The organism is Terrimicrobium sacchariphilum (assembly GCF_001613545.1).
Lineage (GTDB): Bacteria > Verrucomicrobiota > Verrucomicrobiia > Chthoniobacterales > Terrimicrobiaceae > Terrimicrobium > Terrimicrobium sacchariphilum.
Window position 1 is genome coordinate 3,467,128 of the sequence record NZ_BDCO01000002.1, and the last position, 13,618, is coordinate 3,480,745.

The 13,618-nt window shown below is 57.0% G+C and carries 8 protein-coding genes; 3 read left to right on the forward strand and 5 right to left on the reverse strand.

Features of this window, described 5'->3' with window-relative positions; all coding sequences use genetic code 11:
- Positions 1 to 102 precede the first annotated feature (102 nt).
- The 4 genes from TSACC_RS16285 to TSACC_RS16300 form a co-directional block, all read right to left on the reverse strand.
- Positions 103 to 2,328, reverse strand: coding sequence for a right-handed parallel beta-helix repeat-containing protein (locus tag TSACC_RS16285; protein WP_075080280.1), 2,226 nt, complete (start codon positions 2,326 to 2,328; stop codon positions 103 to 105).
- A gap of 386 nt (positions 2,329 to 2,714) precedes the next feature.
- Positions 2,715 to 4,694 carry a family 16 glycosylhydrolase gene (locus tag TSACC_RS16290; RefSeq protein WP_075080281.1) on the reverse strand — a complete coding sequence of 660 codons (1,980 nt, stop codon included), beginning with the start codon at positions 4,692 to 4,694 and terminating at the stop codon, positions 2,715 to 2,717.
- Positions 4,695 to 4,722: 28 nt separating this feature from the next.
- Positions 4,723 to 5,535 carry a hypothetical protein gene (locus tag TSACC_RS16295; protein ID WP_075080282.1) on the reverse strand — a complete coding sequence of 271 codons (813 nt, stop codon included), beginning with the start codon at positions 5,533 to 5,535 and terminating at the stop codon, positions 4,723 to 4,725.
- Between the two features lie 19 nt (positions 5,536 to 5,554).
- Positions 5,555 to 7,006, reverse strand: coding sequence for a GH1 family beta-glucosidase (locus TSACC_RS16300; protein WP_075080283.1), 1,452 nt, complete (start codon positions 7,004 to 7,006; stop codon positions 5,555 to 5,557).
- Between the two features lie 183 nt (positions 7,007 to 7,189).
- On the opposite strand from TSACC_RS16300, the gene TSACC_RS16305 reads away from it, so the two are divergent.
- Complete coding sequence (locus tag TSACC_RS16305; RefSeq protein WP_075080284.1) at positions 7,190 to 8,956, forward strand: GH1 family beta-glucosidase; 1,767 nt, start codon at positions 7,190 to 7,192, stop codon at positions 8,954 to 8,956.
- Positions 8,957 to 9,099: 143 nt separating this feature from the next.
- Here the strand turns inward: TSACC_RS16305 and TSACC_RS16310 are convergent, their stop codons facing one another.
- The gene (locus TSACC_RS16310) at positions 9,100 to 10,923 is read right to left on the reverse strand and encodes a beta strand repeat-containing protein (RefSeq protein ID WP_169809678.1); all 1,824 of its coding nucleotides are present in this window, start codon (positions 10,921 to 10,923) and stop codon (positions 9,100 to 9,102) included.
- A gap of 397 nt (positions 10,924 to 11,320) precedes the next feature.
- Here TSACC_RS16310 and TSACC_RS16315 point away from each other — a divergent pair, with 397 nt between their 5' ends.
- Both TSACC_RS16315 and vccB read left to right on the forward strand, forming a co-directional pair.
- Entirely contained in the window at positions 11,321 to 12,745 is a 1,425-nt protein-coding gene (locus TSACC_RS16315) for a glycoside hydrolase family 16 protein (protein WP_169809679.1), read from the forward strand.
- A 392-nt stretch (positions 12,746 to 13,137) separates the two neighbouring features.
- Complete coding sequence (vccB, locus tag TSACC_RS16320) at positions 13,138 to 13,617, forward strand: Verru_Chthon cassette protein B (protein WP_075080286.1); 480 nt, start codon at positions 13,138 to 13,140, stop codon at positions 13,615 to 13,617.
- The last annotated feature ends 1 nt before the right edge of the window (position 13,618 follow it).

Below are 13,618 nucleotides of genomic sequence, written 5' to 3' on the forward strand. Positions count from 1 at the left end.
CGACAAGCAAAGTACTATTTGCATGCCAGACCCAACCCTCGCTGCTCTGGACGCAGGGCTTTCCCACCGACATAGCATCGAAAACCCGTTTCTAACACGCGCTTACTGCATCGCACCCACCGGTTCACGATTCGGAAGATTGGGGCGATAGGTGTCTCGATAAAGGCCTATCTTCTCAAAGGGAATAGGCTGAAATCCCGGCACCTTCTCAAGCAGCAAAGAGCCCTTGCGGAGCGTGTAGTTGCCTGATTTCGCATTCCCAAACCCGAGATCGACTGGCTTTTCGGGCGTGCCGGCAAGATATTCAAACCCCTTGTACACCGGAGGCTTTGCCAGGGATGGTTCGCCTGTTGTGTTCACGACGAGATTGGAAGCGATACGGACTCGGTCCAGCATCCCGAGGACCACGGAGTCGAGCTCGCACACATCGTCCGTACAATTGACAAAGACATTTCGCTCAAAGGAGTCATAGAGTGGCAACTGAGGATCCTCCCGCATGATGGAGGCAAGATGAGGGTACCTCTCGCTCCATGGAGGCTGCGTATAGTTGAGCGCCTTTGCCTTCGCTTCCAGAGCCCAACTGGGATCGACCGGATTGCTCCATTGGATCCGGGTCACGCCCCTTCCATCGAGATGCATCCCCATGGAGCAATCGATAACAAGATTGTTCGAAACTGCGTTGTCCCGTCCGCCTCCGACGAATATCGCCATTCCGGCGCGGACAAGAATATTCCCCTCGATCGTATCGCCGGAGTCGCAATCATCGAGATAGATGCCCATGGTAATACGAGAATCCCCCGCTCCCAGATCGTGGATGAAATTATGCCGGATGACGTTGCCCTGGGTCGTCCAGTCGCGACCGGTATACAATGCACTGGCATCGTTTGACTCCAGGACCACACGCGAGATCTCATTCCACTCGATCAAGTGTTCATTGCCAGTGTAGAGAATCGCATTATGCGGAGCTTCGCGAATAAGGTTATGCTTGGCGACCTGTCCGCACCCTTCGATGACGATTCCTGCCGCGTAGGTACGCTTAAAGAGTCCATAGGAGTGAATGTGGTTATTCACCGCGAGGTTGTTCGCGGGCTCTAGTGTCTTGCGGTTTCCGCCGCTCATCACGATGCCTCCTGCACCGAGATCAGACAGATCGCAGGATCGGATCACATTGTCCTTTCCAGAAACGGTAACGCCGGTCCCGGCGACATTTGCAATCACGCATCCCGCCAGTTCGATATTCCGGCTCTGGTCGATGGCGACTCCATGAGCATGCGTGTACTCGAAACGTATTCCCTCAAACTTGATGTACGCTGCATTCCGTATCCGGAGCAGAGGACTCGTCATCGTGGCCAGCACTGGCCCGCCCTGATCCAGAGAGCGGGGTGGATAGAAATACAGCACCCGCGACTTGCGATCCACATACCACTCTCCCGGGGCATCCAGCTCCTCCAGGACATTGAAGGCAAAAAAGCGGCGCTCCTTCTTTCCACCCCAATTTCCCGCCATGATCCCGAACTCGTGGGGCGCAGCCAACGTGATCACCCCATCATCCTTTCCATATCCCGCCACGCGTATCACCTGCTCCGCCCAGTCATGCGTCCAGTAGCCCATCAGCCAGACGCCGTCCGCAAGGCTCCATCGTCCCACTCTGGGGTCGTCGCAGACAAACGCTCCGGGGTGCAGCTTCTGAGCATGAGGGTCCGGCGACTCTGCTTTGGGCAGCCCATTGTCCACGACCTTGGAAAAGACGCTCCATCCTCCGTTGGCCGCATCCACATTGGGCCAGCGCGCCAGAGGCATCTGTCGGCCGTCAAAGTATAGCCATGGAGCAGGAGGCATGCCGACGAAGGCATCTGGATAGGCTGGCAGCGGCACTTCTGCCGGCAGTTGGCAACACACGATCTTTTCGCGCACCGAAGGGTCGAGTCGAGCGAGAATGCCTTCATCCCGAACAGGTTGAAATGAGACTCCGGACAGGATCAGCCCACCAAAGACACGCGCTGCCCCCTGCTTTTCCGCCCGATAGATGACAGGCGCTCCGGAGACACCACCGTCTCCAGCCTCCAGTTCGAACGTCGCCTCGAGCCGATAATCACCCGGAGCAAGCAGCACCGTGACGGATTCCCCAGGTGAGAGCTTTCCCGCCTTCCTCTCATTGCGGATCCAGTCGCGGGCCTGCACCGGACTCTGGAACGGAGCACCTCGCGAGCCATCTCCGCCGGGGCTGGAGGTCGCCGAGACAAAGATCTCGCGGCCAGCTGCGAGACAGGGAGTCAACTCCGCCAGGACCCAGACAGCTGCAAACAAGGAAATGTACGCGTTTTTCATTCAGGGAAGCTCATTCCAAGGAATGAGAGATAATCATCATCCATTTGGATCACTCCATCAACTCCCTCGTCGGGTGACGTGATTGCAAATGTACCACCCATCGGCAACGACTCGACGCGATGTGGTGACGGCTCCGCCAGCGGGGCAAGCCAGGACCATCGCTTCCGAGATCGCCGCCAGGAAGAGACTCGCGCTCAAGGACTCTGTACCGTCACTCTGCATTCGGTGTGTCAGGGGGAGGTGGCCTTTGCGTCCGTCACGGAGTTGATCGACAGGACCTTCTGAGGCTGAACAATGCCCCCGATCCAGGCAGATCCATCGTTGAAAAAAAGCAAAACCGCTTCCCATCGTGATTGGCGGAAAGCGGTTTTGAGAACGTGGTGGTTCTACTCAGTCTTGGCCGGAACCGGGGATGCAGCAGGGCTGGCAGTCGGTGCAGCCGGACCAGGTTCCACTCCCTGGGGAAGCTTGTAGCCATCCAGGTCGGAAGCGAGGTCCTTGCGCTGCCAGGCTCTCACGTAGTCGATGATGAAGTCATCCGGCATCATCGAATCATCGATGCCATTGTTATCCCAGCCTCCCGTCACGTTTGTGAACATGATGTCGGAAGGCACATTGGATATACGTGGTGTTTCCCAGCGGAGGACTTCACGACCATTCGCGTAAAAGACAGCCAGTCCCGGCAGCCAGAGCAGACCGGAGGTAACATAGCCATCCTTGTCGGGCTGGTAGTAGATCGTCTGGCTGCCCGTTTGCTGGTGACCTTTCCCGTATCCGTCCCAATGCAAAGCGATATTGAACCGATAACGCCCCCAGCGACCCAGGTGCTCCATGATGTCAAACTCCATGCCGCTATTGCCGGTATCCGCCCGCTTCCATTGCGGTCCCGCGGCGAGTCCGCGATCGGGCATGAGCCAAAAGGCAGGCCACATGCCAGGACCCTTCGTCAGCTTCATGCGAGCCTCAAAGTATCCGTACCGCTGCACCCACTTACCATACGTATCGAGGAAGCCCGTTGCATAATCCGTCTTCTTCCCGGATGGATCGTCATTGTGAAAGCCGGTCTTCTTTTCGTAGCGCAGCTTGGCCACGCCGTCCTCGACGATCACGTTATCCTTGCTGAAGTGGCTTCGCTTGTCCCAGTAATTCTCGGTGTAAACATTCCACGTGCGGTAATCGATACCCTTGTCGAAATTCTCGTCGAACGTCATCACCCAGTCGCCTTCCACGGGCGGACGCTTGCCGACCCAGTCCGGGATCGGGCGCTGCGAGAGCTGCCCGGCCACGACCGACTTGATCGTCACTGACTGCTTTTTGTCAGAGCCATCCACGGAAAACACGATGCTGCCGACACTATCACTGGTGAAACCGGTCCCCGTGCCCTTGACGCCATTCCAGCTCGTCTTGGTGGAGTCCTTGATGCCGAGCCAGGGGACAGCGGGTTCGAAAGGCACCTCGACCACTCCGGATGCTCCGGGCGCCACGACCTCCGACTCGATCACATCCGTCGCTCCGCCATTGCTGCTCGCCTTGACGCGGAGGCGCACGGGTTGATCGCCTGTATTGACAAATTTGACCTCCACGCCATACGCATCGACCAGCGTCCAGCGCCCGATCTCGGGCTTGAGCAGAGCCCACTTTGCCGCCGTGCCTGCAGGAAACTCAATCGCGATCCCATCCGTCGATGGCGCAACGACCGCTCCCTCCTTGCCCTCTGTCTGACTTTCCTTGAGCGTCACACTCTTGTCATAGATCACGCCATTGACCGGCTTCACTCGCACATTCTCCGGCTTTACCGGCGGAGCATCTCCTGTCTTTCCCCCGGCCACGATTGAGTCGATGCGGATCTTTTGCTCCTCGCTCGACTTGTTGCAAAAGACCACCACCTTGGAAATCGCCGACTGGTTGAGCTTGGTCGCAGGCTTTCCACCATAGGCATAGCCAAAATACACTTTCGCGTTGGCGGTCTCCCCCGGCTTCACCGTGACCGACTCTGTATTGGAACCCCACTCGCCACCAGCAGACTGGCCATCAATTCGAAGCGCGCACATGGACGGTTTGGTACCGAGATTGGTAAAGGTTGCCTCCACCCAGCCAAAGGCGGAAAGATCCCACGCATCCTCCGGCTTGAAGTGCACTCCCGGGTATTGCTCATTTCCCACGGCGATGGTCATCAATGCTCCCTTGCCATCGGGGCTCATTGTCACCTGGGAACTGCTGGGAGCAAATCTTTCCATATCGACATCGGTCTGCCCTTCCGGGAGCAGGAGAGACTTCGTCGGCCCGGCAGCTGGTTCATCGGCGGCAGGCAGTGGGGTGGAGAATGCTGCGGCTAGACAGCATGCGATAAGCATGGAGCGTTTCATAAGATAAACAGGGATTGAAGACTTCCCGTTAAGGAAGCGTGGGCGCTGGCACTGGTTCAGCGTCAAGTTCTGTGACTACTACGGCATCGAGCCCATCCTGGTCGGCCCGGCGAAAGTTGATGATTGCGCGAATGAGATCATCCGCTTTGTACACGCCCGGTGCACTCATGGTATTTTGCAATGTAAACGTCTTCTGTGTTCTCAGGTTCGTCAACATGCATACACTCGCCCACTCGGAGGGTCTCCCCATGTTGACCAGCGTCATCGAGAGCTGAAGGGGATCGGATTTCCCGTCCTTGAACCCCAGCTCCGCCTCGGGAATACCTGCCTCTGTGCCACCCGTGATCTGGGTCTGGTCGGAGTGCTTTGACAGGCCTAGACGATAGCCTCCCATCTCCGGAGATCGCGAAAATGTGACAATGAATGGCACATTATTCATGCCTGCCGGCAGGAACAAGGCCCATCCGAGTCCGATCAGCGCTCCTTTGCCGGTGGCACCGGATTGCTTGAGAAAGAAATTCGCGGTGAATGTCGCAGGCATTCCCTCCGAGATGCGGTCCCGCCCCCCGGCGATCAGCGAATCTGCAAGAAATGCATACGCCAGCGCATGAGTGCCGCCCGTGTTGGGCGTGAGCAGCAAACCGACGCCTGGTTGAATGACGAAGTCTCCATTGGCAGGAGACTGGACGGCCACCTTCCAGCCATTGTTCTTCTCCAGCGACCCCGCGACAAACTCCGACGGCGGCGTCACGAAGTTCACCGGATACGGATCAGCATTGACTACTCCAGCAAAAACCAGGGCAGACAGTACCGTGCACAGTATGGGGGAGGGATTCGACATGGGGGGAGATTAGCTCGGGCTATCGTACTCCAGGAAGTAGCGCTGGCTCCGGGGATTCCATGGAAAACTCCGGCAACTCCGTGCGCTCACCATCCCATTTGACATAAAGCGAGTCGCCATTGGTTTCCATCAGTCGCTGGAACCAGTAAGCCGACTCCTTCGGGATACGCTGTTGCGTCGCATAGTCGACATACACGAGGCCAAAGCGATGCTTGTATCCCTCGGCCCACTCAAAGTTATCGAGGATCGACCAATGGAAATACCCGCGCACATCCACGCCATCCGCCACCGCGCGATCGAGCTGGCGGAGATAGCGATTCAGAAAATCAATGCGCGCGTGATCACGCACGCGTCCATCGAGATCCACCCAGTCATTGAGCGAAAGGCCGTTCTCTGTCACGACGATCGGGAGCTTGTAGCGCTCAGCCAGGAACTTGGGCCCCCAATACAGAGACTCAGGAGTGACATTCCAACCAAAGTGGGTGTGCGCTCCGCCCTGCCCCGGCTGCACGATCTCGATGCGACCGTCTTCACCTGCCCGCACTTTTGTGCTCGAGTAGATATTGCAGCCGTAAAAATCCAGCGGCTGACAGATCGTCTCCATGTCACCCGGGCGGACCGTGGGTGCATTACTGCCATAAGCCTTTAAACCCGCCTCGGGGTAATGCCCGAGAACGATCGGATCGGCAAACCAGGTGTTATTCCAGAGATTGTCAGGATACACCTCGGCCATTCCCCGCATCGCCGCGTCGGCATCCGCCGCGGAGTCCGTGGCTGGATGAAAAATGCAACCCACCGGCGCAAACCCAACGATCGGTTTCCGCTTGGCGCGCTCCCGGATCACCTGCACGGAACGCCCATGAGCCAGCATGGAGTTGTGCACTGCCAGGAGAACCTCCTTCATTCCCAGTTTCAGCCCAGGAGCATGCTCGCCGGTCAGATGCCCCATGCCGAGGAAGCACTGTGGCTCGTTCAGCGTCATCCAGTGGGAGACACGATCCGACAGACGGTCGACCACGAGGCGCGTATACTCTTCAAACCAGGCTGGACTATCATCATTCAGCCATCCGCCCTGGAGGAACAGCTCATACGGATAGTCCCAGTGAAAAAGTGTCAGCCACGGCTGCAAGCCTGCGTCGAGCATGCAATCAACCAGGCGATCATAGAAATCCAGACCCTTGGCATTGGGCTGACCCACGCCGGACGGAATGACACGCGGCCAGGAGATGGAAAAGCGATAGGCGTCAAAGCCCAGGCTCTGCATCAGCCGGATATCCTCCTCATACCTGTGAAAGTGATCACAGGCCTCCTTCCCCGTTCCCCCGGCCCAGATTCGCCCCGGTTGCGAAGTCATCATGTCCCAGACGGAAAGGCCTTTTCCCTCCGTATTCCAGGCACCTTCTATCTGGTAGGCGGCAGCAGCAGCTCCCCAAGTAAAGGAAGCCGGAAAAGAAGAGCGGGATGGGAACATGGGAAAAACGATTTAGGTTCGTCCTCAACTTAGCCGGTTTCCCTGCTCTTTATAGGGCTGTTCCTGACAATTCTATTGCCATTATCCGACCTCCAGACATGCAGATTGCGCCCACCGGGCCGTTTGTTATCCTCTGGGTGCAGTTTCGCCCGCTGATCACGTACCATCCTGGATTCCTCCCCTATGACTTTTCCCGAGCGTTTTGTGTGGGGCGCCTCCACCTCCGCCTACCAGATAGAAGGTGCCTGGAATACGGAGGGAAAAGGCCTTTCCATCTGGGACATGTACACTCGCAACGGAGAGCACGTGCGGGATGGCCACTCCGGGCGAGAGGCTTGCGATCATTACCACCGTGGCACGGAAGACATCGCGCTCTTTTCGCAAATTGGCATCAACGCCTATCGCTTTTCCATCTCCTGGCCGCGTGTCATTCCCGCCGGGATCGGCTCGGTCAATAGAAAGGGCCTCGATTTCTACGATCGGCTCGTCGACAACCTTCTCGCCGCAGGCATCACCCCATGGGTGACTCTCTTCCACTGGGATCTCCCGTATGCACTCTTCCTTCACGGAGGATGGCTCAGCCCGGACAGTCCTGCGTGGTTCGAGGAGTATGTCACCGCGGTCGTGCGCAGGCTCTCAGATCGCGTGCAGCACTGGGTGACACTCTCCGACCCCCAATGCTTTATCGGCATGGGCTACGGCACAGGGGAGCACGCCCCCGGGCTGAGGCTGGACCTTCCCGAGATCCTTCTCGCCAGTCATCATGCCCTGCTCGCACATGGAAAGTCCGTCCAGGCGATCCGCGCCCATGCCCGTACCCCAGCCTCGATCTGCTGGTCGCCTTCAGCCACCATTTTCTATCCCTATACGGACTCTCCAGCTGACACCGAGGCCGCACGTAAAGCGACCTTCTCCGTCTTCCCGGAAGCAATCTGGAACAACACCTGGCTGAGCGATCCCGTAGTGTTTGGCCGGTATCCCGAGGACGGCCTGCGCGCCTATGGCGCTGCCGTGCCCAAGATTCGCAGCAAGGACATGGAGACCATCCATCAACCCATCGACATCTACGGCTGCAACATCTTTCAGGGCACCCCGGTAAAAGCCGGACCCGACGGCCTGCCCATGGCTGCTCCGTTTGCGCCCGGCCACGCAGAGACCGCATGCTCATGGAAACAAACTCCCGAGGCGATCTACTGGGGCCTGCGTTTCCTCAACAAACACTATCAATTGCCCGTGGTCATTACGAAGAATGGCATCGCCAGTGCCGACAGCCTGAGCCTCGACGGAAAGGTCCACGACGCCGCTCGTGTCGACTTCCTGAACAGCCACCTCCTCCAGGTGCGTCGCGCCCTCCAGGATGGCATCGACGTGCGAGGGTATTTCTATTGGTCGGCAATGGACAATTTTGAGTGGCAAAACGGCTATTCCCGTCGCTTCGGTCTTATTTACGTCGACCACAGTACCCAGCGGCGCAGCCTGAAAGAGTCGGCCATCATGTATCGCTCGGTAATCACCTCAAACGGTGGAGAACTTGACACCTTTCTCCCAGCTAATGACGAGCAAATGCCCTTTCTCGTGAAGGAGGCCATTCGATACATCCAGGACAACCTCGCAACTCAATTCACCATCCGCGAACTGGCCACCACCCTGCGCTGCCACCCGGATTACCTTGGCCGGAAGTTCAAGCAGCATACCGGCGTGGAGCTCGGTCTCTACATCCGACGCGCGCGAGTCGACCAGGCGAGGGAACTACTGAAGGATCACCACAAGACCATCGACGATATCGCGGAAGACTGTGGTTTCACCGACAGAATCCACTTTGCCAAGGTCTTTAAGAAGTTGACGGGAGACACCCCAGGCAAATACCGCCGCATCTTGAATACGCCAGCCACTTCATCACCCCTCTGGGCAAATCTGAAAGCCAAGGACCTTCCCCCTCTACCGGCATAGTCTCACGGAGGTGAGAGGTTTCGGTCGGCGAAGGCATGGCCCCAAGGCGCGATTTATCGCCAAATGCAAAAGGCGCGAGTTGCCTCGCGCCTTTCCATTTTGATCACTGACAGCGTCCCCTCACGCCATTGATCATGAATCCCTTAGTCGCGGCGCCGACGGCGAGCGAAGAACGTAACCATCAAACCCGCACCGAGCAGGGCAAAGGTCGTCGGCTCCGGAACCACCGAAAAGGTCAGGCTCCCGGCATTCAGACCAAAGGTACCAGTGAGTCCGTTGGTCAGATTGGTGTAGGAAAAATCACTCACCGAGAATCCCGAACTGCTGCCAAAGGTCATGAGCGTATAGGTATTCCCCGCCGCACCGCTGCCAAGGAAGTCAAAGGCAAAGACCGATCCGCTTTGTTTCGTCAGGATGCCCGATCCGAGCGCGAGGCGATCAGAGGTGGCCGACGAGCCCTGACCCCCGACATTGCTCAGATCAAACTTCATCTGCGCAAACGCACCGCTGGTTTCACCATTCCAGCTCAGGTTAGTGGCCGTCAACGTTCCAATACCTCCATCACCCGGAGCAATCGCACCACCTGCAAACACCGTAAAGACGCCCGCCATGGAAGGCGAGTTACCGCCAAGTGTACCACCACTATTTACCGTAACATTGCTAGTGGACGATTTGGAACCATTGATCAGCATGGTTCCGGCATTGACTATGATGCCAACACCGTTGGAACCGGTGATATTTCCATCGAAGACAAGAGTCCCAGTTCCCGCCTTCGTAACATCCCACCCGGAATTACCACTCCACGCGTTTTTGAAAGTGACCCTCGTATTGTTGTTTACGGTCCAAGTCCTAGCCCCACCAACACTGACGGTACCAGTTCCAGCGAAGGTCAAATTTCCCTTTCCCGTGGTATCTCCTTCAGTTGCACCGAATCGAAATCCAAAATTACCCGATCCAAAAGCCAAGGTGTTATTTATTGTCCGGGAATTATTATCTGTCGACAAAAGAGCAGAGCCGCCATTCATCGTCAGCGTGCCGGTCCCCAACCCATTGTTAAGACCAGTGCCTAGCGCTACCGTTCCGGCGCCAATCGTAGTCCCTCCCGTAAAGGTATTATTACCATTTAGGACAAGTGTACTTACTCCGCTGGTCTTCGATATTTTTCCAGATCCCGTAATGTTTCCGTTTATCGTAATGACAGATGTCGCCGTATTCGCAGCATTCAAGGTCGATGATGCCGCTACCAAACTGATATTGTTGTTCCCAATCGCGTTCGTAGTCCAGACGTCCAGGGTACCGCCATTCACGGTCACGCTGCTGAGCGACGAGTTAGCCCCGGAGAGCGTCAGCGTTCCAGCATTGACCACCACGCTACCCAGCGAAGAGTTGGCTCCGGAGAGCGTCAAAGCACCAGCATTAACCACCGCATTCGAGAAGACATTAGTGCCGGCAAGAGTCATCGCTCCAGCACCCACAGTGACAGTTCCCGTGAAGGTATTGTTTCCAGAAAGGGTAACCGTTCCGGAACCAGCTTTCGCGAGCCCCTGATTTCCGGCCACTGGAGCCAAGATCGTAGCGGAGGAATTATCCACAGTGATCGTCGGGGTCCCAGCGGAGGTCTGCAATGTCAATACCTGCGACGCCAGGCGATTCACCGTCCAGGTATTGTAGGCCGTAGGACTCAGCGCGGTATCACCAAAATAGAGATTACCGACGGTAATATCCTCGGTCAGCGTGACCGTCCGGTTTGCAGTAATGTCGATGGTGTTAAAATACGCGCTGGCACCTGTTCCCGAGGCAACGGTTCCGCCCTGCCATGGGTTCCCGTCCTGAGTGTTCCAGTTCCCGTTCCCATTCAATATCCACGTTCCATCCGTCGCCAGAGCCTGGGATGAACCAACAGCAAGAGATCCAATCAGCGAGAGCGCAGCTATTCCTCGAGAAAGCGCAGAAAATGGTATAGTCATACGACGTGGGGAGGGAGGATTCATATGCAGTCACTCTACTCCAAATCCCTCAACCGCATAGGCTCACATCCGATCCAATATATGCGTTTTTCCGACATTTCCGTTTTCCGATAACCGCCCCCTCTCCGCAGCTTTCAACCGACCAGAGAAACGGAGCCAAACCCAGCGCGGATGCCGCTCCCAGGAAATTTTCACAACATACAAAACATGGGTCTTCTAGAGACGCGCGCGCGTTTAAGACATTTTGCGCACGCTAAGAAAAAGGTAGAATATTTTCCCTAAGCGGATATTTACCAAATGTGCTATCGGTTATTTCGATAGCAGACCTCACCGCCTTCCCCGCGCGTCGCGACCGAAGGCATTCAAGACAATGTTCCGCCCATTCCTTTCAACCCCTATGAAGACTACCCGACGTTTTTCATGCCCTCCGGGAGCGATCCTGCCCGCTCTCTTCATCGCCATCGGCATCCCGCTTCTCCCTGCCGAAAACATATCCCCCGAGCAGATCCAGGCTCTCCAGACGGATGCAAAAGCCGCCAGCGAAGCAATCTCCCAGGTGGCTCAAAAGACCGACAATGATGACGTCAAAAAAGACGCCCAAACCGCTGGCGATGCCGTAGGGCGCATCATTGCCGAGCTCGACAAACACGCCGCCAACGCGACCGCCAGCACAGACATCTATGACGGCGGCAAGAAATACCCGCCGATCGCCAACGTCTCCATCAAGAGCTTCAATGTGCCTACCGGCTCCACCGAGATCCATGTGCCGGTCACCATGGACAAGCCCAGCGCCAACACGGTGATCGCCTACGTGCGCGTGTTCAACGGCCAGGGAGGCCGAGCCATGCCCGACGCAACAAAGCCGGTCATTTTCCGACCAGGCGATCAGCTCACGAAGACAGTAAGCTTTGATGTCTCCGGCATGAGCGAGGGAAACAATGTGAAGGCCATTCAGCCCTCCGTCCCCGATGGCGCCAATCGCCAGGGCGGTGAAATCCTCATCACGGCGGCAGCCGACGCGACCAACGAACCGATCGAAGACACCAGCCGCCAGCCGCTCAAGTTTGAGCCTCTCGGGACACTCTCCTACTCCGGCACGGGCGAAACCATACAATATGACGACAAGGGAGGACCAAACACCTTTTCCACCGCCCTGTCGCATGGCCGCACCCAGGTAGGCAATGGCGAGACCGGCTATTACGGCACGGTCGACATGGGAGGCCTCAGCCGCACCAGCGAGGGGCTCGTCCTCTCCTCACGCCGTTTGGACAAGCCCATGGAGGTCGGCGCTCCTGCGATGTACTACCCTTTCCTCGCCACGATGCTCTCTGGCCACAAGATGCCGGAGACCTGGTTCAAATACGGCAGTGTCGAATGGGTGGTCAAGATGCCCAACCGCAAGGGTTCGTGGCCAGCCCTGTGGCTGGTGCCCACCGGCGGATGGCCCCCGGAAATCGATGTCTATGAAGGATTTGGCTACAATGGCTCCTGGAAGTTTGATTCCGATCTCTCGACAAACCTCCATGGTGGAAAAAACACCATCCGCACCTTCACCCGCCCCGCAATGAACATGAAAATGCGCACTTTCGGGCTGGAGGACACCCTTGATAGTGACTTCCACACCTTCGCCGTCACGGTCACGGAGGAATGGATCACCATGTTCATCGATGGCGTGGAAACCATGCGTTATGCCAATCCATTCAAGGGCCAGACATGGTATCCGCTCACCAATGTCGCCGTAAAAGCAGACCCCAAGTCTGATTACTCTGACGGATCAGGCGACATGATCCTGCGAACGCTCAAGGTCTGGCGCGCCGAGTAGCTGAATCCCCCTTGTTACCGGGAGTCAAAAGCTCTCAGAGCCAATATACCGGGCCGTTCTCCACGATCTTTTCGGGGGGAACGGCCTGTTTCATCAGGGAGGAATGGACCTTTGAGCAGGCGTTGCAAAATCCGCCTGAAGGAGCGATAATTCAGGACGCGCCGATGCAATCTCGCCCCCGGGATCTCCGCACCTCCAAGGAATACCGCATTCTTCCCGCAGCATGGAAAGTACGTCATACCTCCCATCGCCCGCAAAAAAGTGGCGAATTTCTGATCTTCAGGGGGCAAATGTCTGGAAACCGCATAATTTTAGTCAGATTTCCGCTAACAGCTTCACCAAAAGCGACCTATTGTTAGCAGTATCACCCCTAACGCGATCTGCCCGACAATATGTTCGCAAAATCCCTCCCCAATTTCTCGAAGTCCGCCAAGGCATTCAGCCTCATTGAGGTCGTGCTCGCTCTCGGCATCGTTTCGTTTGCCATGATGGCCGTCGTCGGCACCCTGCCGGTCGGCCTCAGGTCGTCCCAGCAATCCCGCAGCCAGATCGCCGCAGCCAATATCGCCCGCCAGATCCAGGGCGACCTGCAACAGATCTCCTTTCAGAACACCAGCACCGATGCCCTGACGATCGAGAAGCTGCCTAACAATCCCTTTTACTTCAGTCAGGACGGCACTCGCTCGGAGGAACGCGATGCTTACTATGTCGCCAACTTCACGCTGAACCAGGTCACCGCACCGGGTCTCTCCGTGAACTCCTCCAACGCCCGTAGCGTGAAGGTAAGCATTACCTATCCCGCCGGTGTCGCCCAGGCCAATCGCCAGGAGGTCGTGTACTCGCTCCTGCTGGCGAAGCAAAAGAACGACTAGC